19 protein-coding genes are annotated in these 20,295 nt (G+C 68.3%); 9 read left to right on the top strand and 10 right to left on the bottom strand.

Features of this window, described 5'->3' with window-relative positions; translation table 11 throughout:
* The first annotated feature begins 42 nt into the window (after window positions 1-42).
* The gene (locus FFS52_RS21285) at window positions 43-867 is read left to right on the top strand and encodes an SDR family NAD(P)-dependent oxidoreductase (RefSeq protein WP_137810855.1); all 825 of its coding nucleotides are present in this window, start codon (window positions 43-45) and stop codon (window positions 865-867) included.
* Window positions 864-1,715 (top strand): PPK2 family polyphosphate kinase, encoded by an 852-nt coding sequence (locus tag FFS52_RS21290; protein ID WP_137810856.1) that lies wholly within the window; start codon window positions 864-866, stop codon window positions 1,713-1,715. The genes FFS52_RS21285 and FFS52_RS21290 overlap by 4 nt, the downstream gene beginning before the upstream one ends.
* A 195-nt stretch (window positions 1,716-1,910) precedes the next feature.
* On the opposite strand, the gene FFS52_RS21295 is transcribed toward FFS52_RS21290, so the two are convergent.
* Complete coding sequence (locus tag FFS52_RS21295; RefSeq protein WP_137810857.1) at window positions 1,911-3,104, bottom strand: benzoate/H(+) symporter BenE family transporter; 1,194 nt, start codon at window positions 3,102-3,104, stop codon at window positions 1,911-1,913.
* 73 nt (window positions 3,105-3,177) lie between these two features.
* Between FFS52_RS21295 and FFS52_RS21300 the strand changes: the two genes are divergently transcribed.
* Complete coding sequence (locus FFS52_RS21300) at window positions 3,178-3,702, top strand: XRE family transcriptional regulator (protein WP_137810858.1); 525 nt, start codon at window positions 3,178-3,180, stop codon at window positions 3,700-3,702.
* Between the two features lie 90 nt (window positions 3,703-3,792).
* Here FFS52_RS21300 and FFS52_RS21305 read toward each other — a convergent pair whose 3' ends face one another.
* The 5 genes from FFS52_RS21305 to FFS52_RS21325 form a co-directional block, all read right to left on the bottom strand.
* On the bottom strand, window positions 3,793-4,731 hold the full coding sequence (locus tag FFS52_RS21305) for a hypothetical protein (RefSeq protein WP_065630152.1): 939 nt from the start codon (window positions 4,729-4,731) through the stop codon (window positions 3,793-3,795).
* Between the two features lie 210 nt (window positions 4,732-4,941).
* The gene (locus FFS52_RS21310; RefSeq protein ID WP_058251419.1) at window positions 4,942-5,727 is read right to left on the bottom strand and encodes a hypothetical protein; all 786 of its coding nucleotides are present in this window, start codon (window positions 5,725-5,727) and stop codon (window positions 4,942-4,944) included.
* A 287-nt stretch (window positions 5,728-6,014) separates the two neighbouring features.
* Window positions 6,015-6,881: a 3-hydroxybutyryl-CoA dehydrogenase gene (locus FFS52_RS21315; RefSeq protein WP_068971643.1), complete on the bottom strand. Its 867-nt coding sequence runs from the start codon at window positions 6,879-6,881 to the stop codon at window positions 6,015-6,017.
* A 162-nt stretch (window positions 6,882-7,043) separates the two neighbouring features.
* Window positions 7,044-8,339: an isocitrate lyase gene (aceA, locus tag FFS52_RS21320; RefSeq protein ID WP_068971642.1), complete on the bottom strand. Its 1,296-nt coding sequence runs from the start codon at window positions 8,337-8,339 to the stop codon at window positions 7,044-7,046.
* Between the two features lie 467 nt (window positions 8,340-8,806).
* The gene (locus FFS52_RS21325; protein WP_137810859.1) at window positions 8,807-9,577 is read right to left on the bottom strand and encodes a hypothetical protein; all 771 of its coding nucleotides are present in this window, start codon (window positions 9,575-9,577) and stop codon (window positions 8,807-8,809) included.
* 60 nt (window positions 9,578-9,637) lie between these two features.
* On the opposite strand from FFS52_RS21325, the gene ramB reads away from it, so the two are divergent.
* A complete protein-coding gene (gene ramB / locus FFS52_RS21330) occupies window positions 9,638-11,080 on the top strand; it encodes an acetate metabolism transcriptional regulator RamB (RefSeq protein WP_137810860.1) in 1,443 nt (480 codons plus the stop codon).
* Between the two features lie 107 nt (window positions 11,081-11,187).
* On the opposite strand, the gene FFS52_RS21335 is transcribed toward ramB, so the two are convergent.
* The gene (locus tag FFS52_RS21335) at window positions 11,188-12,600 is read right to left on the bottom strand and encodes a lipase family protein (protein WP_137810861.1); all 1,413 of its coding nucleotides are present in this window, start codon (window positions 12,598-12,600) and stop codon (window positions 11,188-11,190) included.
* 426 nt (window positions 12,601-13,026) lie between these two features.
* Between FFS52_RS21335 and FFS52_RS21340 the strand changes: the two genes are divergently transcribed.
* The gene (locus FFS52_RS21340; protein WP_137810870.1) at window positions 13,027-14,304 is read left to right on the top strand and encodes a lipase family protein; all 1,278 of its coding nucleotides are present in this window, start codon (window positions 13,027-13,029) and stop codon (window positions 14,302-14,304) included.
* Between the two features lie 20 nt (window positions 14,305-14,324).
* Here the strand turns inward: FFS52_RS21340 and FFS52_RS21345 are convergent, their stop codons facing one another.
* Window positions 14,325-14,789, bottom strand: a complete 465-nt coding sequence (locus FFS52_RS21345; protein ID WP_058251282.1) for a MaoC family dehydratase — start codon at window positions 14,787-14,789, stop codon at window positions 14,325-14,327.
* 25 nt (window positions 14,790-14,814) lie between these two features.
* On the opposite strand from FFS52_RS21345, the gene FFS52_RS21350 reads away from it, so the two are divergent.
* Window positions 14,815-15,351: a carboxymuconolactone decarboxylase family protein gene (locus FFS52_RS21350; RefSeq protein ID WP_058251283.1), complete on the top strand. Its 537-nt coding sequence runs from the start codon at window positions 14,815-14,817 to the stop codon at window positions 15,349-15,351.
* A 1-nt stretch (window position 15,352) separates the two neighbouring features.
* Window positions 15,353-15,997: a methyltransferase domain-containing protein gene (locus FFS52_RS21355; RefSeq protein WP_137810862.1), complete on the top strand. Its 645-nt coding sequence runs from the start codon at window positions 15,353-15,355 to the stop codon at window positions 15,995-15,997.
* A 13-nt stretch (window positions 15,998-16,010) separates the two neighbouring features.
* Here the strand turns inward: FFS52_RS21355 and FFS52_RS21360 are convergent, their stop codons facing one another.
* A complete protein-coding gene (locus FFS52_RS21360) occupies window positions 16,011-16,895 on the bottom strand; it encodes a 3-methyladenine DNA glycosylase (protein ID WP_065630146.1) in 885 nt (294 codons plus the stop codon).
* Between the two features lie 4 nt (window positions 16,896-16,899).
* The gene (gene lpdA / locus FFS52_RS21365; RefSeq protein WP_065630145.1) at window positions 16,900-18,285 is read right to left on the bottom strand and encodes a dihydrolipoyl dehydrogenase; all 1,386 of its coding nucleotides are present in this window, start codon (window positions 18,283-18,285) and stop codon (window positions 16,900-16,902) included.
* 118 nt (window positions 18,286-18,403) lie between these two features.
* On the opposite strand from lpdA, the gene FFS52_RS21370 reads away from it, so the two are divergent.
* Window positions 18,404-19,009, top strand: a complete 606-nt coding sequence (locus tag FFS52_RS21370; protein ID WP_137810863.1) for a TetR/AcrR family transcriptional regulator — start codon at window positions 18,404-18,406, stop codon at window positions 19,007-19,009.
* Between the two features lie 22 nt (window positions 19,010-19,031).
* Window positions 19,032-20,291, top strand: coding sequence for an NADH:flavin oxidoreductase (locus tag FFS52_RS21375; protein ID WP_137810864.1), 1,260 nt, complete (start codon window positions 19,032-19,034; stop codon window positions 20,289-20,291).
* Window positions 20,292-20,295: the final 4 nt, after the last annotated feature.

A 20,295-nucleotide genomic window follows, 5' to 3' on the forward strand; every position in this document is an offset into this window, starting at 1 on the left:
CCCCCTGCCCGCCGATCCCGCCTCCGGGACCCCCGGCGCCTGATGACGCGCGTCGCTCTCGTCACCGGCGGCAGTCGCGGCGTCGGGTACGGCATCGCTCGTGCGCTCATCGACGACGGGTGGACGACGTATGTCACGTCGCGACAGGGGACCGGCCCCGACGGCGCCCGCGCGCTGCCCTGCGATCACGCCGACGACGCCGCGGTGGCCGCGGTGTTCGACGAGATCACCTTCGGCGCAGGCGGTCTGGATCTTCTCGTCAACAACGCGTGGGCCGCGCCGAAGGGTTTCGGCGGGTTCTCCGACCCGTTCTGGAAGCGACCGGTCGACGACTGGGACACCCTGATCGGCGTCGGACTGCGAGCGCATTACGTGGCCTCGGTGCACGCGGCCCGGCTCATGACCGACGCCGGCCGCGGACTCATCGCCAACATCTCGTCGTTCGGCTCGCGCGGCCATCTGCACTCGGTCCTGTACGGGATGAGCAAGACCGCCCTGGACAAGATGGCCGCGGACATGGCGGTGGAGCTGCGGGGCACCGGTGTCAGCTCGATCTCGTTGTGGCTCGGCCTGATCCGCACCGAGCTGTTGCTGTCGCTGGGCGTCGACGAATTCGCCGGTTTCTCGCTCGCCCGCGCGGAGGACCCCGAGTTCGTCGGCCGGGTCATCTCCCGGCTCGCGGCCGATCCCGGGCTGTCCGACCTCAGCGGCCGCACGCTCGTCACCGCCGAACTCGGTTCCGCCTATGGGATCGTGAACAACGATGGCACGCCGCCGGATTCACATCGCACGGCGTTCGGTGGCGGGCCGCTGTTCCCACCCCCGGCCGAGCCGGCGCCCGCATCCGACCCCGAAAGGACCCCATGACCGCTGGTTGGACCACTCCCGCCGCCGATGCCCTGCGCGCCGGGGCCATCGGGCCGATCGCGTCGTTCGACCCGGAGACGACGCCGGGCTTCGACGGCGACAAGGCCTCCGGCACGGAGTTGCTCGCGCAGCGCGGCGAGGTTCTCGCCGATCTCCAGGAGTTGTTGTACGCCAACGGCCGGGCCGGTGACCACCGCTCGGTTCTGCTCGTGCTGCAGGGCATGGACACCGCCGGCAAGGGCGGCATCGTGCGCCACGTGGGCGGGATGATGGACCCACAGGGTCTGTCGATCAAAGGGTTCGGCAAACCCACCAAAGAGGAGTTGCAGCACGACTTCCTGTGGCGTATCCACCGCGCCCTTCCGCCCGCGGGCCGGATCGGGATCTTCGACCGGTCGCACTACGAGGACGTCCTCCCCGTCCGGGTGCACGACCTCGTCCCGCAGTCGGTGTGGGAGAAACGCTACGACCTGATCAACCAGTTCGAGTCCGAACTCGTCGCCGGCGGGACCACCGTAGTCAAGTGTTGCCTCGTGGTGTCGAAGGACGAGCAGAAGAGCCGCCTCGCCGCGCGCCTCGAAAGACCCGACAAGTACTGGAAGTACAACCCGGGCGATGTCGACGAACGCGGTCACTGGGACGCCTACCTCGAGGCATACCAGGCGATCTTCGACCTGACCGACCGCGACTCCGCGCCGTGGTTCGTCATCCCGTCGAACCGCAAGTGGTTCGCGCGCCTCGCGGTGTGCGAACTGCTCATCGACGCGCTCACTCGCCTCGACCTCGACTGGCCCGCCGCCGATTTCGACGTCGAGGCCGAGAAGAGACGACTCGCCGCCGCGGACTGAATTTCCGCTCCCCAATCCGAAAGAGCCGCACACCAAGTGGTCCCTGATCCGAAAGAGCCACACACTTATTGGTCCCTGAGGTGCGAGCGAAGCGAGCCACGAAGGGTCTTCGCAACTCGCCTCGCCAGGCCCTTCGTGGCTCGTCGCTTGCGCTCCTCGCACCTCAGGGACCAGGGGTTATGCGGTTCTTTCGGATCAGGGAGCAGGAACCGGGCGCCGACTGAGCACCCCGTGCGCCGCCAGCCCGACGACAAGCGCCCAGAACGCGCCACCGATCCCCCCGAAGGTGACGCCCGCGGCCGCGGTCACGAACGCCAGTGCCGCGGGAATGCGGAACTCGGGCTTCTCGAACGCCCCCATGATCGCGGCCACGAACGTGGCCACGAGCGCAAGTCCCGCAACGGCTTCGAGCAGTCCGTCCGGCGCGATCGCCGTGACGACGACCAGCGCACCCGACAGCACCGCGAGCACGAGGCTCGTCGACCCCGTGGCCACGCCGGCGATCCATCGTCGCGACCGGTCGGCGCCCGCCTCCGGACCCGCGGCCAGTGCCGCGGACAGCGCGGCGAGGTTGATCGCGTGTCCGCCGAACGGCGCCCCGATCACGGTTCCCGCCCCGGTCACGAACATCGCCGGCCGCCACGGTGTTTCGTAACCGAACGACTTGAGTACGGCCACCCCCGGAACGTTTTGTGAGGCCATGGTGACGACGAAGAGCGGAATCGCGAGGCCGACAATCGCTGTCGCGTCGAACGCCGGTGTGGTCCAGGCCAGCTGCGGCCACCACGTCTCACCGGCCCAGCCGTCGTAGCCATCGACGGCGAGGTTCACGCCGATCACGATCAGTGCGGTGACCAGAGCCAGCGGCAGCGCCCACCGCGGCAACCATCGCATGGCCAGCAACCAGACGAGGAGTATCGGAATCGTCGACCACGGTTGCGCTGACAACGAGGTCATCGGCGCCAGACACAGGGTGAGCAGCACCCCCGCGAGCATCGCCTGGGCGATTGGCGTCGGAATCCGGCCGATCAGCTCACCGAGTGCCGGCACCAGCCCGGTCGCCACGATCAGCAGCCCGACCACGAGAAACGCTCCCACCGCCGCAGGCCACCCCGCGTCATAGGACGCACCGGCCGAGACGAGCAGCGCGGCGCCCGGCGTCGACCACGCCAGCGTCACCGGGCGGCGCGTGCGCAGCGAGAGCAGGATGGACCCGAGGCCGAACAGAACCGTCAGGACGAGCAGACCCGACGCGGCCTGTGCCGGACTGGCACCCACGGCCCGCACGCCGGTGACCACCACGACGAACGACGAGGTGAAACCGACCAGCGACGTGACGACTCCGGCGATGATCGGCTCACCGCGAGCCGGCGGCGCGGGACTGGTCATGTCGCGAGCATAGCGGTATCGTTCCGTAAACAGAACAGTGGTTGTCGGCAGCGACGCGAACGAGACGAGGACGATGACACCCGGCGAGGATCGACGACGCGCGGTCGGGGCCCGGATCTCCGCCATCCGAAAGCAGCGGGGCCTGAGCTTGTCAGGCCTCGCCCGGGAAGCGCGAATCGGCAAGGGTTCGCTGTCCGAACTCGAAGCTGGACAACGAAACCCGACCCTCGACACGCTGTACGCCATCGCCGGTCCGCTCGGCGTGCCGCTGTCCGCCCTCCTGGGCGAGGAATCCGGAGTCGAGGGCGCCGGCCCCCACCTCGCCGCCCGGGTGCTGCACGTCGAGCATCACGACGACGGCTCGGTCACCGAGGTCTTCTGGTTGCGCGTCAGCCCGGGCGGGACCAGGGAGTCGCCCGCGCACGGGCCCGGCGTCGTCGAGCACGTACATGTCGTCAGCGGCCATCTCCGGGCCGGTCGCGCCGGCGAAGAACGCGCGGCGGGACCGGGCGAATCCCTGCACTGGCTGTCCGACGTTGCGCACACCTACCGCAGCGACGACGGCGCGCTCGCGGTCCTCACCATCCGGACGCCCTGACCGGCGCCGTCGCGGAGTCTCGCTCCCGCGGTGCTGTTTCCGTCCCGCTGATCGGATCTCATCAGCGGGACGGAAGCGGGACCGCGGGACTCAGCTCATCAACTCGAACTTCTCCAGCCATGGCCGGAGCAGGCCGATGAAGGATCCGTCCTCGAGCATCGACCAGGTCCAGCGCACGACGACGGGGCCCAGCGCGCGGATCTCGTCCTCGCGCAGCTTCTCCTGCAGTACGACATCGGCCACGGTCTTCCCTGATGGCCGGAGGCGGCCGTATTTGACCATGCCGTCGAACTCCCCGACGAGCTTCGCCTCCCAGTCGAAGTCGACATGGTAGACGCCGCTCCGCCCACAGAACTCGTGTTGCAGTCGCGGAACCGGCAGGCCGGCCTCGATCATCTGCGCCCGACTCCAGGATTCGCCGACACTTTCGGCCGCCCCATCGGCCAGTGCCAGCGCACGCCGAGCCACTCTGCCCCCCTGCCGACGACGAGAGGTGAGGATCCGCCCCATTAGCTCACGATCGGCGCCTGTCCGAAGTGCCTGGTCAAAGGCGGTGAGGGCCTGTGCGAAGTCGCCCCCGGCCGCTACATCGACAGCGGTTCGCTCAATTCTGGTGACGGGTATTCCGTCGACGACTGCGAGCTCGTCTGCCGTCAGGACGGCGGCGTGGACGTGACGATGCGTCGCGATGAATCCGCCGGCCTTCTTGCCGTTGGTGACGTGGACGCGTTCGGTCTCGGGCTTCAGCAGTGGAATGCCGAGCACCGCGGCGGCCGAGACGTGACTCAGCGGCAACTGCGGTGCGCTCGCCGGCTGTGACGTGGCGATCGCGACAGACTTGAGGCGGTGCAACTCCTGGTCACCTTCGTGCCCGGCGAAGTCGTCGGATGCCGGCACGTAGACGCCGGGGATGAGCCGGATCAGGTCGCCGGCGGATACCGCTGCAGCAAGCAGATTGTCGGAGAAAGCCGCATCGAGTGCGGCGCCGCGACGGATCAGACCGTAGCGGTCCAGTGGGTAGCTGGTCATCTCTGTTCGACGCAGCGGAGGGCGTTTCGGCTCCATCGGGTTTTCCCCAACCTTCCCGCGGTCCCGCTTCCGTCCCGCTGATCGGATCTCATCAGCGGGACGGAAACACCACCGCGGGACAGGGACCTCGTCCCGAGACAAAGGCGCCCCCCACACACGACAACGCCCCCGCCGGAAGCGGGGGCGTTGCCGTATGCGACTGTGTGCGACTTACTTCGCGGTGGTCGGCTTCTTGACCGGGGCCTTCTTGGCCGGCGCCTTCTTGGCGGCGGTCTTCTTCACGGCCGGCACCGGGGTGTCCTTGGCCTCGGCGACCTTCTTGGCCGGCGAAGCCTTGGCGGCACGACCCTTGGCCTCGACAGTGCCTGCGGCGCCGTCGATCTCCTTGGCCGCGTCGTCGGCCTGCTCCTTGACGCTGCTGCCGGCCTCTTCGATCGCGACGGCGACGTCCTCGACCTGCTCGCTCGCACGGCCGGCGAGCTTCGCCGCACGATCACCGACGAGGCGGGTCTGGGTCGACACGACGCCGAGGGCGTCCTCGGTCAGGTCGACGGCGTCGTTGTAGACCTTCTCGGCGCGCGACAGGTTCTCCTGGACGAGCGGCTTGGTGCGCAGGCGCTCGAGGGTGGCCTCGCCGCGCTCGGCGAGCGAGGTGTAGAAGCCGTAGGCCTTCTCGACGTAGGGGTCGGCGAGGCGCTTGAGCTCCTCGGCGGTCAGCTTGCCGCGCAGCTCGTCGAGGTCGCTCGGGACCTCCTCGGACAGCGAGCCGATGCGGGTCTTGGCCTCGTCGAAACGCGTCTGGGCGGTCTCGGGCAGATCCGTGATCAGGGTCTTGGTCTCGGCGTAGCGGGCCTCGAGACGCGACTGAGCGGTCTCGGCAGCAGCCTCGGTGCGCTCACGCAGTTCGGTCAGCTTCTCGGTCACCTGGGCGAAGGCGTAGTCGCCGGCGCCGACGGCGGCATAGAGGGGGGCGTAGTTACGTTCGGTGGTGGTCACAGTGAACTCCTTCGGTCGGGTCACCAATCGCGCTGCAGCACATGCGGTCTCGTTGATCTCGGCGTCTTCGCCGGGCGCATGTCGGAACAATCCGTCGCCTGCCGCCTCGAAACGGTCGGTGTTGCAAGCCAATTCGATTCGGCTCACACCGCGCGAGATAAGGGAACCGCGGCGCCATCGGTATTGGTGTTTCCGATAACCAGTATCCACGCTGTGCTAGCAAATGCAAGCATCGTGCTAACACTCGTGACGCACGTCACCTCGGACGCGCGCCGGACCGTCGTCGATCAGGCGTAACGGTAGAAGCCGTGGTCGGCCTTCTTGCCCAGTCGCCCCGCCTCGACCATGCGCAACAGCAGCGGAGGCGGTGCGTAGAGCGGCTCCTTGAACTCCTCGTACATCCGGTCGGCGATGGCCTTGATCGTGTCGAGTCCGACCAGATCGGCCAGCTTGAGGGGACCCATCGGGTGCGCACACCCGAGGACCATGGCCTTGTCTATGTCGTCGACGGTCGCGACACCGCTCTCCACCATCCGGATGGATGAGAGCAGATACGGGACCAGCAGCGCGTTCACGACGAATCCGGATCGATCGGCCGACCGGACCACCTGCTTGCCCAACACGTCGTGGGCGAAGGCCTCGGCGCGCTCGACGATCTCCGGAGCGGTCGTCAGGGTGGTGACGAGTTCGACCAGCGGGAGAACCGGTACGGGGTTGAAGAAGTGCATGCCGATGACGCGGGCGGTGTTCTGGGTTGCCATGCCCAGCTTCATGATCGGGATGGACGATGTGTTCGACGCCAGGATCGCCCCGGGGTCGGTCACGACCTTGTCCAGTTGGGCGAAGATCTCGGTCTTGACCACCTCGTCCTCGACGACGGCCTCGCACACGAGGTGGCGATCGGCGAAGTCGCCCAGGTCAGTGGTGAAGCGGAGTCGCATCGACGCCTGGTCGCGTTCGCGTTCGGTCAGTTTGCCGCTCGACACACCGCGATCGAGTGATCGGAGAATCCGGGCGCGACCGGCGACGACGAGTTCTCGGCTGTGCTCGTAGACGAGCACGTCGGCGTGGGCCCGCGCGCACACCTCGGCGATCCCCGCGCCCATCTGTCCTGCCCCCACCACGCCGACGCGGGAGATCTTCTGGTTTGTCATGTCGGCTCCTCGGGTGGAATCGTCCTCGGCAAGAACCGATTTCGCAAGAACATGGGTGACCCTCCGGGCACGCGCCGAGCCCGGGATACGCCAACAGGCGGCCCGCAGCGAAAGCCGCGGACCGCCTGCCTGGTTCGCCTAGATCACGACGGTGGCGAGTTCCTAGTGGAACTGGCCTTCCTCGGTCGAGCCCTTGAGAGCAGCGGTCGAGGTGTTGGGGTCGACGGTGGTGGCGATGTTGTCGAAGTAGCCGGCGCCGACCTCACGCTGGTGCTTGACGGCGGTGAAGCCGCGCTCTTCGGCAGCCTTGAACTCGCGGTTCTGCAGGTCGACGAACGCCGACATCTGCTCGCGGGCGTAGCCGTAGGCCAGGTCGAACATGCCGTAGTTCAGCGAGTGGAAGCCGGCCAGCGTGATGAACTGGAAGGTGAAGCCCATGGCGCCCAGCTCGTTCTGGAACTTCGCGATGGTGCTGTCGTCGAGGTGCTTGCTCCAGTTGAACGACGGGCTGCAGTTGTAGGACAGCAGCTGGTCGGGGTACTCGGCCTTGACGGCCTCGGCGAACTTGCGGGCCAGCTCGAGATCCGGGGTACCGGTCTCCATCCAGATCATGTCGGCGTACGGCGCGTAGGACTTCGCACGCTCGATGCACGGCTCGATGCCGTTCTTCACGTGGTAGTAGCCCTCGGCGGTGCGCTCACCGGTGACGAACTGCTTGTCGCGATCGTCGACGTCGGAGGTGATCAGCGTGGCGGCCTCGGCATCGGTGCGGGCGATCACGACGGTGGGGACACCAGCGACGTCGGCGGCGAGACGAGCCGAGTTCAGGGTGCGGATGTGCTGCTGGGTCGGGATGAGCACCTTGCCACCGAGGTGGCCGCACTTCTTCTCCGACGCGAGCTGATCCTCCCAGTGGGTACCGGCGGCACCCGCGGCGATCATGGCCTTCTGCAGTTCGTAGACGTTGAGGGCGCCGCCGAAGCCGGCCTCACCGTCGGCCACGATCGGAACGACCCAGTTGTCGACCGAGTTGTCACCCTCGACGCGGGCGATCTCGTCGGCACGCAGCAGCGCGTTGTTGATGCGACGCACGACGCTCGGGACCGAGTTGGCCGGGTAGAGCGACTGGTCGGGGTAGGTGTGGCCGGACAGGTTCGCGTCACCAGCGACCTGCCAACCCGAGAGGTACACGGCCTTCAGGCCGGCGCGGACCTGCTGCACGGCCTGGTTACCGGTGAGAGCGCCCAGGGCGTTGATGTAGCTGCCGTCACCCTTGGTCACGCCGTCCCACAGGATCTCGGCGCCGCGGCGGGCGAGGGTGTGCTCCTCGACGACCGAGCCCTGGAGCTCGGCGACCTGCTCGGCGGTGTAATCGCGCTTGATGCCCTTCCAGCGCGGGTTGGTGTCCCAGTCCTGCTGGATCTCCGCGGCGGTACGGGGCTTTCCGACGTTGCTCATTGGCTGCTTCGCTTTCGTTGTCCTGCTCGTCCCGACCGGGGACCGGATCGGGGCGACGGCCCGGCGCGCCGCCGGAACCTCTCTGCTGACAGACAGCCGATGCCCTCGCCCGGGGTGTGTGATCGCGATCGGCGTCAGTCTCGGCCGAAGTTTGCGAACCCGTCGACGTGGTATCGGTGGTGCCTGCAGCAAGGGTGCCACAACACAAACCCGCAGGTCCAACCCTCGGAGCGTGTAAATACAGGCTATTTTTCGCCACCTGTTTGCAAAGTTTGCAAATATAGATCTGTGAACGCAGGGTCTACTTCCGCCAAAAAGTACGTCCGTACTGGGATTTTCTACTCACGAGTAGTCGAGCCGATCCGTGGTCTCGGAGGCCCTCGGACCCCGACCTCGACGGCCGGATGCCCGAAAGTGATGTCCATCACACCAGTGCGGCACGGTCCGCGGACAGCGGACGGCGGCCGTCAGGGTGTGGTGACGCGCTCGACGGCGGTCTCGAAGAGATCCGCGAACACCGACGGTTCGATCGGCTCCACCGGGATGGACGGCGGATCGCTCGCACGGGTGGTCGCACCCGACACCGTCAGCTGCATCGTCACCGGCCCGGATGCCGGCCGGTCGAGCACGGCGTACCCGGCGAACCCGATCTGCCGCCGGACACCGCCGTCGGGCAGGGTCGTCGTGACGTCGGATCGCGTGAGCAGCATCTGCTCCCCGGGCAGCAACCCGCCGTCGATCTCCGGCTGGGGCAGTTCGGTGTACACCGTGAGCACCCGACTGCCCGCCAGGTTGCCGGTGGTGATCTCCGTCGTGGTCCGAGAGCAGCGGCCGGTCGTGGTGAGCCGGTCGGCGTCGATGTCGCGCGATGCGGTGGTGACCAGTTCGACGAGGGTGCCCGTCGCGCCGTCACGGGCGGCCAGCACCGCCGAGTTGTCGGCGGTCAGCTGGTCGTTGAGCGCGGCGTCGGAGGTGGGCCGGCAGTACTCGGGCGTGACGCGCACCGATCGGGAGGCGTCGATGGCGGCCCGGTTCCCGGCGACGAGATTCACCACCGACAGCGGGGCGGAGGTGTATCCCGGCGGCAGCTGGGCTTCGGACAGCACGAGATCGGCGGGACCGCGGGGAGCCGTCGTCTCCCCCGGGTCGCCCGCGCACCCCGCGAGGCCGAGCGCCACTGCCACGACCGACGCGGCCAGCGCTGCCGGCGGGCGGCGTCGGCCGAGGAGGGGTAGCACGCGGTCACCGTACCCTGGGAACGACGCGCGACGCGGCAGCACCTGTCCGGGAGGTGGACGATGAGCAGGACCTACGTGGGCTCGCGGTTGCGCCAATTGCGTTCCGAGCGCGGCCTGTCGCAGGTTGCCCTCGCTCAGACCCTGTCGATCTCGGCGTCGTACCTGAACCAGATCGAACACGATGCCCGGCCGCTGACCGCGTCGGTGCTGTCCAAGATCACCGAGGCCTTCGGCGTCGACGCCGGGTTCTTCGACAGCCAGGACGATGTCCGGCTGGTCGCCGAGCTGCGTGAGGCGCTGCTCGACGACGACCTCGAGGCCTCCCCCGGCGCACTCGACGCGCAGGGGCTCAGCGCGATGGTCGCGTCGCATCCCGAGATGGCCCAGGCGATGGTGAACCTGCACCGCCGCTACCGGGTCGCCACCGATCAGCTCGCGGCGGCGACCGACGAGCGGGGCGACCGCAGCATGCGCGGCACCATCAGCGCGCCGCACGAGGAGGTGCGGGACTATTTCTACCAGCGCCGCAACTACATTCACGAGCTCGATGTCGTCGCCGAGGAGATGACCACCCGGATGCGGATGCACTCCGCCGACATCCGGCGCGAGATCATGAACCGCATCGAGAGCGTCCACGGCATCAGCATCGTGCGCCGCGTCGACCTCGGGGACTACACCCTGCACCGGTTCGACCGCGAGGCCCGGCGTCTGGAGTTCTCCGCGTCGCTCTCGGCAGGCCAGCGGACGTTCAAACTCGCCAGCGAGCTCTGCTATCTCGAGTACCAGGACCTCCTGGACAAACTGGTCGACGAGGCGAACTTCAGCGGTGAGGACGCCCGGGCGCTGGGACTTCTCGGTCTGGCGAACTACTTCGCCGCCGCAGTCGTCCTTCCCTACGGCCAATTCCACGGCGCCGCAGAGGATTTCCGGTACGACATCGAACGCCTCTCGGCCTTCTACGCCGTCTCCTACGAGACGATCTGCCACCGCCTCTCGACGCTGCAGCGGCCCAACCTGCGGGGCATCCCCTGGTCGTTCGTGCGCGTGGACCGAGCCGGGAACATGTCGAAACGTCAGTCCGCCACCGGTTTCCACTTCTCGTCCAGTGGCGGCACCTGTCCGCTGTGGAACGTCTACGAGACATTCGCCTACCCCGGCAAGATCATCACCCAGATCGCCGAGATGCCCGACGGCCGGAACTACTTCTGGGTGGCGCGCACCGTCGAACGCCGCGCCACCCGCTACGGACAGCCCGGCAAGACCTTCGCGATCGGCATGGGATGCGAACTGCGCCACGCCGCGCGGGTGATCTACTCCGACGGTCTGGAGATCGGACCGCAGGCGCATGTCACACCGATCGGCGCCGGTTGCCGGGTGTGCGAGCGGACCAACTGCGCCCAGCGCGCGTTCCCCGCAGTCGGAGCGTCACTTCGCATCGACGAACACACCAGCAGCGTCTCGCCGTACATGAGCCTCACCGAAACGCGCCCCGCCGCGCCCTGATCCGCCCCCCTCTGCTCCCTGAGGTGCGAGGAGCGATAGCCGCCGGGCCGAGCAAGCGACGAAGGAGCGCGTCGAGGTCGACGAGCCACGAAGGGCCGCAGCACAACTCATCGACACTCGTCCCGAGCGGGCACTCCGCGCAGACGATCGTCGAGCCAGGTCGCGGTGTCCGGGAACCCGACCGCAGCCGCCGTCACGTGCTCGGCCTCGTACTCCCGATACGTCACCGTCGCACCGAGATCGCACTGCTGGGCGGCGAGGGCCCGCGCCTGGGTTGCGGGCACCCACCACTCGTATCGCCCGTGGTAGATCAGCAGCGGCATCGACGCCTTCAGATCTGACATGGACGTGACCTCGAAGAGCTCTTCGGCGATCGCGGAGTGGAACGGATCGGGGTCGGTCGACAGGAGCTGCGTCGGCAGGTGAGCGATCCCGAGGTTGCCCATGTCATCGGTGCAGATGTTGCGGATCTCCGACGTCGCAAGCCATCTCGCCAGATGGTTCGACATCCGGAGGACCTCGGGCCGTTCGCGGGCGACGCCGAGCATCGCGGCGTGGAAGACCCCGGACGCGAGATTCGCGTTCATGGCGCCGGCGAGTGTCCGGTAGTCGGCGGGCACCCCGCCGATGGCCGCCCCCACGAACCGCCCGGCGATGTCGGGCGCATACTTCGCGGCCAGCTTGGCCGCGCCGTGGGTGGCGATCGCCCCGCCGGAGTAGCCGACCATGGCGACCGGTCCGCGGGCGAAGTTCGCCGGGTCGAGAGCGCCGGCCGCGCGCAACGAGTCGAGGATCACGTGGCCCGCGACATACGGCTCGGCGTAGGCCATCCGGGGCCCGGTGTGGTCGGGCACGAGCACCGCATAACCCCGGTCCAACGCGAGCTGTGTGAACGGCGGGATGAGATCGGTCTCGTTCGTGTTGTTGGTGAAACCGTGCGCGTAGGTGAAGCCCGTCGTGCACTTGGTGCCCAGCGCGACGATCGGCGAATTGTTGACCAGGACGGGACGGTCTCCCCGCCCGGTCCAGGCCTTGGCCGGCACCAGCAGGGTGGCCGTGCCGAACATCGGGGCGCCGTTCGCGTCGGTCGTCCGGAACTTGACCTGCCGCGCCGACCGCAGCGGGACGAAGACCAGGGGCTGCGCCACCCGGGTCACCGACCGCGTGGTCAGGACCTCACCGGGTGTCCGCGCGGCCAGACCGGCCGGCCAGTGGTCGAAGAACCGGTCGCCACTGGGCGACGGCATGATCGCCTCGCGCAGTTCTTGCAGTTCACGGGAGGCGCCGGGAATCCGGGACCGTTCCGGGATGCGCGACAGCTTCTCGACCGGCGGCGCCGGGATCAGGCCGTCGACGTCCGCCGGCAACTGTGGCGGGACCGCGGTGAGATTGGGCGGCTCGGCGTCGGCGGGACCACTCGTCCCGGTCGGGCCCGCGAGGAGCGCCACGGCGGCACACGTCGCCGTCACCGCGACCGCTGCGCGTCGGACCGATCGTCGAAGAACACCCCTGGTCGGCATCGCCAACCTCCCGTCTCACCTCGGCCATCGTCGAGTCGCCCGCCCCCCGGCAGCACCTCTGACGACTCGAACCGCGATGACCTCCGCCAATGCTAGTCGGTGACGACGGCCTGCGCGGGAGCGACCATCCATGGCGGCACCCATGTAGTCCGGTCGGGTGACACGCGAAACCGCCTATCGCGCCGCACATCACGGTTGCGTCTCGGTGCGGCGACCATCGATGCGCAACGGAGGTCCGCGCCGGGTCTACTGTCCTAAGGTCACCGACGAAGCGCTCTTCGACGCGGAGGCACCGCCATGACGAGAACCCGGCACGCGCTTCGATGCCGGGCGGTGTGGACGGCCACCGTGCTGGTGGTCGCCGCGCTGCTGGTGGCCGCCGTCGGCTCGCTGTCCGCCGGGCCATCGGCCGCGGACCCGCCGAACATGATGCCGCTGCCGCCGCCCGTCGCAGGCGCCATCGACCGCGCGGTGCCACCGCCGCCCATTCCTCGGCTTCGCACGATCCCGCCTCGTGCGCGGGCCGACGGATTCGACCACCGCGCACTCGAATTGCGCGAATCTATCCTGCCGTCCCCGACAGGTGACCCGATGTTCGACCGGTGGCCGGCCGACCTGTATTCACGCGCCCCGGGAGACGTGATCGCCACCCGCGACGTCACCGCCGCCGCCGGGCCGGTGGTGACGGTACCGCTCCGATCGGCGACGCTGATCAAGTTCCGCAGCACCGATGCCGTCGGGGCGCCGATCTTCGGCACCGCGACCCTGCTGGTCCCGCGTCGAACGGCCAGGGCACCGACGCCGATGCTCGTGAACAACCTGCCGATCGACTCACTCGGTGCCGCCTGCACACCCGGATACACACTCGCGCACGGGTTTTCCATCGCGACGGGCATCACCGACCTGATCCCGCCGACGACCCAGCTGGCGCTGCACGAGGGCTATGCGGTGCTCGTGCCCGACCACCAGGGACCCCGGATGGCCTACGCGGAGCCGGTACTCGCCGGGCACGTGATTCTCGACGCCGTCCGCGCGGCCCTCCACGTGCGCCCGGAATTGTTGCGCCGCAGTCGGATCGCCATGACCGGGTACTCGGGCGGTGCCATCGCCACCCACGGTGCGGCGAAACTACTGGGCGAGTACGCACCCGAGCTCACCGACCGCATCGTCGGCGCGGCTCTCGGCGGTGTCCCGGCCGACTTCCGCATGCTGGTCGGGAGCATGAACGCGAACCTCGCGACCGGCCTGTTCCACGCGGCCACCGTCGGCATCGCGCGCGAGCGCCCGGAGATCCTGGCCCTCGCGAACCGGCCCGCGCGTTGGCTCGCGTCGTCGCCGTTGAAGAACGTGTGCGTGATCCCCGAGGCGGTGGCCGGTGGCACCTTCCTGCCGATGCAGTTGCTCTCGAGTGATCCCGACCCGTTCCGGTCGCCGACCGCCGAGCGGATCTATCGGCTGACCGCGATGGCCGACCGCGCCTCGGTGATCCCGCTGCTGATCTACCACGGGACCCACGAGTGGTGGATACCCGCGGCCGGCGCCCGCGCCCTCTACCGCGAACAGTGCGCCCTCGGTGCGGTCATGGCCTACCGCGAGGTCTTCGGTGAACACGTCAGCGCGGCGCTGCTCGGCTTCCCCGTCGCCCTCGACTGGCTCGACCGCCGGCTACGCGGCGAACCGGCCGTCGACGAGTGCCGCCGCTGAGCGTCGAGGAGCCGCCCTGGTCAGAAGACGAGGACGCGAAGGTTCTCGGCGACGCATGCGGGCTTCGCCTCGCCCTCGATCTCGACGGTGTTGGTGACGACCATGTTCACGCCCTTGGGGGTCTCCTCGATCGAGGTGATCACCGCGTTCGAGCGGATGCGGGCGCCGACCTTCACCGGGTTCGGGAAGCGCAGCTTGTTCATGCCGTAGTTCAGGACCAGCTTAGGGCCCTCGACGGTGAAGATCTTCCCCGCGATCATCGGCAGCAGCGACACCGTCAGGTACCCGTGGGCGATGGTCGTCCCGAACGGACCGGACTTCGCACGCTCGGGGTCGACGTGAATCCACTGGTGATCGCCGGTCGCATCGGCGAAGGCGTCGACCCGTTCCTGGGTGATCTCGAGCCACTCGCCCGAGCCGAGGTCCTCCCCGATCGCGGCCTTCAGTTCGTCGACACTGGTGAACGTCCGTGTGGTGTGCGTCATAGTCCGCGTAGTCTACCGTGGGCCCATGGGCACACCTCGCGTCGCACCGGGTGGTTTCCGGGAGCTCGGGCCGGTCAATTTCGTCTTCGCGCGGGGGGCTGCACGCGTCATGGGTGTCGACGACGCGCACATCTTCTCCACCCTCGGGCGCGCGAAGGGGTTGTTCCGCGGCTGGCTCCACTTCAGCAGTCGCCTCATGCCATTCGGCGTGTTGTCGCGCAAGGACTCCGAGATGGTGATCATCCGGGTGGCCCACCTGCGACATTGCGACTACGAACTCGACCATCACCGGCGCCTCGGACGACGCGCCGGGATCACCGCCGACGAGTTCGACCGGATCCTGGCGGGTCCCGACGCCGGGTGGGGTGATCGTGAACGGGCGATCCTGCGGGCCGTCGACGAACTCGTCGAGACCAAGGACGTCTCCGACATCGCATGGCAGGCGCTGTCCCGGCACCTCGACGAGCGCAAACTCATCGGGTTCACCCTGCTCGTCGGTCAATACGACAGCCTCGCGACCACCATCCACACGCTGCGCGTCCAGCGCGACACCCGGTCCTGAGATGGAGTCGATCGCGCAGCGCCTGATGCGCAACGAGTACTTCGCCGAGTTCTACGAGCATCTCTGGCGGCCGACCTTCACCCGGCTCTTCAGCCTCGGCGGCCGTTCCACCGCCGACTTCGACCGCGCACTACGCGCCTACCTCGCCCGCCCCGGTGACCGGTTGGTCCTCGATGTCGCCTGCGGCCCCGGCAATTACACACGCGAGATCGCCGACGGACTCACCGGCGACGGTCGCTGCATCGGCATCGACTTTTCCGCGCCCATGCTGGCGCGGGCCGCGCAGACCAACGCGGTGGGGCGGGCCGCGTTCCTGCGGGGTGATGCCCACGCATTGCCGTTCGCCGACAACACCTTCGACGTGGTGACCTGCCTGGCGGCGCTCTATCTGATCCCCGACCCGCTACCGGTCGTCGACGAGCTGGTGCGGGTGACCGCACCGGGTGGCGAGATCGTGGTCTTCACCTCGGTGACGACGCCGCTCACCTCGTTCCCGGGCGTCCGGCCGCTCGCCGGGGCGAGCGGGTACCGGATCTTCGACGACCACGAGATCGTCGAACGCCTCCGACGCGCGGGCCTGGACGACGTCGAGCAGACGATCACCGGTCAGGGGCAGTTCGTGCTGGCACGCAAGACGGCGTCGTAGGCGGCCCGAGGCGTCAGAACTCCCGGTAGTCGCGGACCGTCATCCGCGGGCCGCGTCGTTCGGGCCGGACGCCCCGTCGCGCGACCAGCCTGATGATTCGTTGACGTTGCCCCGCATAGGGTTCGAGCAGTTCGAGCATGCCCGCGTCGTCGACGGCCTCGCCGACCAACGTGAGTCCCACCAGTTTCGGGATGTGGTAATCGCCGACGTTGACCACGTCGGGGTCGCCGAGCGACCGCGACAGCGTCTCGGCCTCGGTCCACTGTCCGACGCCCCGCAACACCGTCAGTTTTCGCGCGTGACGTTCGACGTCGATGGTGGTGGCGCCGCGAATGGTCCGCATGCGGACCGGTTCGATGCCGCTGCGGTGCCACTCCCAGCTCGGGATGCGCACCCAGTCCTGCCGGGCGGGCGGCACACGCATGGTCTCCGGGACCGGTCCGGGCGCGGGAGAGCCGAAGCGGCGCAACAGATATCGCCAGGCACGGAACGCCTCCGCGCCGACGACCTTCTGTTCCAGGATCGCCGGGACGAGCGCCTCCCAGACCCGGTCGGTGCGGGAGAGTCGCAGGCCCTCGGCGCGGCGCACCAGTTCTCGCACAACGGGATCGCGGGGGACGAGGGCGTCGGGATCGTCTCGCGCACCGAGGAAATCCGGCATCTGGTCGAGCAACCAGTCCGCGCCGGGACCCCATGCGCGACCGACGACGACGCCGGACCGCACGGCGACCGTCAGGGTGCCCGGCCCGTCGGGGGTGTGCACCGCCCGCCAGACCGAACCGTCCCTGGCGTAGACGAACGCCGGGTCGCCCGCACCGCGCCGGTGCAGGCCGACCGTGGCCCGCAGGTCGAGCGGCCACGGGAGCGTCCACTCCCGGACCCGCTCGTCTGCACTCACACGTCTACAGGTTGATCATGTGCCCGAGAGCGCCGTGGAACGTCTCCTGCAGTGCTTCCGACATGGTCGGGTGCGTGTGCACGTTCCGCGCCAGCTCCTTGGCCGTGAGGTCCCACTTGTGGGCCAGCGTCATCTCCGGGAGCATCTCGGAGACGTTGTCGCCCACCAGGTGTCCGCCGAGCAGTTCGTCGGTGTCGGCATTGGTGACGAGCTTGGCGAAGCCCGCGGTCTCGCCGAGCCCCTGGGCCTTGCCGTTGGCCGAGAACGGGAACGTGGTCGCCTTGACGTTGTAGCCCTCGTCCTTGGCCTGCGCCTCGGTGAGACCGAACGATGCGACCTGCGGCTGACAAAAGGTGGCACGCGGCATGAACCGGTAGTCACCGAGGGTCATGGTCTCGACGCCGGCGATGGTCTCGGCGGCCACCACGCCCTGGGCCTCGGCGACGTGCGCGAGCTGCAGTTTGGCGGTGACGTCGCCGATCGCGTAGATGCCGTCGACGTTGGTGCGCATGTAGTCGTCGATCGCGATGGCGCCGCGATCGGTGAGTTCGACACCGGTCTTGTCGAGGCCGAAGCCCTCGACGCGCGGGGCGAATCCGACGGACATGAGGACCTTGTCGACGGTGAGCTCACCCTCTTTGTCCTTGGCGTCGGTGTAGGCGACGGTGACGCTGTCGCCGTTGTCGGTGACCTTCTGGACCCGGGTGGAGGTCAGCAGCTTGATGCCGAGCTTCTTGTACTCCTTGGCGAGGGCCTTCGAGGAGTCGGCGTCCTCGTTGGGGAGCACGCGGTCGAGGAACTCGACGATCGTGACGTCGACGCCGTAGTTGGCCATGACGTAACCGAACTCCATGCCGATGGCGCCCGCACCGACGATGACGATGGACTCGGGCAGCTCACGGGTCAGGATCTGCTCTTCGTAGGTGACCACGTTCTCCGACAGTTCGACGCCGGGGAGCAGCTTGACGGTCGACCCGGTGTCGATGATGACGTTGTCGAACGTGATCTCCCGGTCGCCCACCTTGATGGTCTTGGCGTCGGTGAACACCCCGTATCCGTCGATCTCGGTGATCTTGTTCTTCTTCATCAGGTAGTGGACGCCCTTGACGATGCCGTCCGAGACCTTGCGGCTGCGGTCGAATGCCGCGCCGAAGTCGAAGGACACGTCCCCACTCATGCCGAAGGTCTTGGCCTGATGGTTGAAGATGTGTGCGAGCTCCGCATTGCGCAGCAGGGCCTTGGACGGGATACATCCGACGTTCAGACACACACCGCCCCAGTACTTCTCCTCGATGACGGCGGTTTTCATGCCCAGTTGAGCCGACCGGATCGCGGCTACGTACCCACCTGGACCTGCACCCAATACAACTGTTTGAAAGTGTTCAGCCACGACTGCCAGCCTACGTCGCGCCCGACCGTCGCCGCAGAGTGTCCCACTACTCGCCGGTAGCAACCTGCGTATTCAATCATTGATTGAAACATCGACTGAACTGTGCTTTCCTCGACGTGTGACCCAGACCACGCGCGCCGGACGCGGTCGTGAGCGCCGCGATTCGACGTCGCTGCCCACCCGCGACGCCCTGCTGGCCGTCGCCGAACGTCTCTTCCTCGCCGACGGATACGACAAGGTGTCCGTCCGGGCGATCTGCGCGGCCGCCGAGGCGAACCCGGCGGCGGTGCACTATCACTTCGGCACCAAGGACGACCTCACGATCGCGCTGCTGGAGTCTCGCCTGGGTCCGCTGTGGGCCGACCCGCTCGCCTCCCTCGACCCGGCCGGTACACCGATCGCGCATGTCGTCGACGTCGTGGTGGCCCCCTTCGTCGACCTGCAGTCCGACCCGACCGGACACCTGCACCTACGGCTGCTCGCACGATTCGTGTTCGCCCATCCCACCGCGAACTGGACATCGCGCTGGTTCGATCTCGATCCGTTCGCCGACATGCTCGCCGAGGCCGTCCCCGGCCTGACCGCGAGCGAGGCGCGCCGACGCTGGGCACTCGCCTTCCAGCTGATCCTCCTGCGGTTCGGCGGCACGGAGACCTTGAGCGCCGCCGCGGTGACGGCCCTGGCCGGCTTCGTCACCGCCGGATTGACCGCACCCGCCATGTGAGACACGAGTGAGAGGACCCGTTGTGGACAGCCCCACCACCGGACCGTTCAGCCCCGCCCGGCTGGGACCGCTACACCTGCGGAACCGGCTGATCAAATGCGCCACCTTCGAAGGGATGACGCCCGACGCCCTGGTGACCGACGAACTCATCGAGTTCCATCGCGAGGTCGCCGCCGGCGGGGTGGCCATGAGTACCGTCGCCTACTGCGCGATCTCGCCCGAGGGCCGCACCGACCGCCACCAGATCTGGATGCGCCCCGAGGCGGTTCCCGGGTTGCGGAGACTCACCGACGCCATCCACGCCGAGGGTGCGCTCGCGGCGGCCCAACTCGGACACGCGGGCGCGGTCGCGAACTCGGCGTCGAACCGGGCCGCCTCCCTGGGACCGTCACGGATACCCGCGCCGATGGGGATGTCGGTGACCCGTGCGATCGGTGTCGACGACATCGCCGACCTGCGGACCACGTTCCGCCGGGCTGCACGGCTCGCGGTGGACTCCGGCTTCGACGGACTCGAGATCCACTGCGGCCACAACTATCTCATCTCCAGCTTTCTGTCCCCGCTGTTGAACCGGCGTCGTGACGCCTACGGCGGGAGCCTCGTCAACCGCGCCCGCCTCGCCCGTGAGGTGGTCGAGAGCGTGCGCGACGAGGTCGGGGACGAGGCTGCGATCTGGGTGAAGCTCAACCTCTTCGACGGCGTCGGCCGGGTCGACCACGAGCGCTCGCCCGCGGCGCGGGCCCGGGGCCGGGCGAGGCTGAGTGGCTTCAACGTCGACGAGGCATGCGAGGTGGCACAGCTACTGGAATCCGACGGCCACCTCGACGCCATCGAACCCACCGCGGGGAGTTCACTGCTCAACCCGATGTACCTCTTCCACGGCGAGGCACCTCGCAAAGAGTTCGCCGATGCGTTCTCCGGCGCGATGAAGTACGGGCTCAAGGCGTTCGCACCGTTCTTCCTCAAGCACTACCGCTACCACGACGCCTACCTGCTGCCTCTCGCCCGAGAACTCCGCAAGGCCGTCGACCTGCCGCTCATCCTCCTCGGCGGCGTCACCGACCGGGCGTCGATGGACCTCGCGCTCGCCGAGGGCTTCGATTTCATGGCGATGGGGCGCGCGCTCCTACGTGAACCCGACCTACCGCTGCGCCTCGCCGCCGACCCGTCGACGACGTCGAAGTGCGTCCACTGCAATCTCTGCATGCCGACGATCTACTCCCACACCCGATGCCCGGTCCGGACCGGCGAGGTCCCCGACCCGGTGGCCGCCCACCATTAGGGTG

Source organism: Gordonia sp. ALPHA1B1 (genome assembly GCF_005502615.1).
Taxonomy (GTDB): domain Bacteria; phylum Actinomycetota; class Actinomycetes; order Mycobacteriales; family Mycobacteriaceae; genus Gordonia; species Gordonia hongkongensis.

Coding starts and splice junctions, on each gene's coding strand:
- FFS52_RS21285 (WP_137810855.1), top strand. CDS start 43: ATGACGCGCGTCGCTCTCGTCACCGGCGGCAGTCGCGGCGTCGGGTAC.
- FFS52_RS21290 (WP_137810856.1), top strand. CDS start 864: ATGACCGCTGGTTGGACCACTCCCGCCGCCGATGCCCTGCGCGCCGGG.
- FFS52_RS21295 (WP_137810857.1), bottom strand. CDS start 3,104: ATGACCAGTCCCGCGCCGCCGGCTCGCGGTGAGCCGATCATCGCCGGA.
- FFS52_RS21300 (WP_137810858.1), top strand. CDS start 3,178: ATGACACCCGGCGAGGATCGACGACGCGCGGTCGGGGCCCGGATCTCC.
- FFS52_RS21305 (WP_065630152.1), bottom strand. CDS start 4,731: ATGACCAGCTACCCACTGGACCGCTACGGTCTGATCCGTCGCGGCGCC.
- FFS52_RS21315 (WP_068971643.1), bottom strand. CDS start 6,881: ATGACAAACCAGAAGATCTCCCGCGTCGGCGTGGTGGGGGCAGGACAG.
- aceA (WP_068971642.1), bottom strand. CDS start 8,339: ATGAGCAACGTCGGAAAGCCCCGTACCGCCGCGGAGATCCAGCAGGAC.
- ramB (WP_137810860.1), top strand. CDS start 9,638: ATGAGCAGGACCTACGTGGGCTCGCGGTTGCGCCAATTGCGTTCCGAG.
- FFS52_RS21335 (WP_137810861.1), bottom strand. CDS start 12,600: ATGCCGACCAGGGGTGTTCTTCGACGATCGGTCCGACGCGCAGCGGTC.
- FFS52_RS21340 (WP_137810870.1), top strand. CDS start 13,027: ATGATGCCGCTGCCGCCGCCCGTCGCAGGCGCCATCGACCGCGCGGTG.
- FFS52_RS21345 (WP_058251282.1), bottom strand. CDS start 14,789: ATGACGCACACCACACGGACGTTCACCAGTGTCGACGAACTGAAGGCC.
- FFS52_RS21350 (WP_058251283.1), top strand. CDS start 14,815: ATGGGCACACCTCGCGTCGCACCGGGTGGTTTCCGGGAGCTCGGGCCG.
- FFS52_RS21355 (WP_137810862.1), top strand. CDS start 15,353: ATGGAGTCGATCGCGCAGCGCCTGATGCGCAACGAGTACTTCGCCGAG.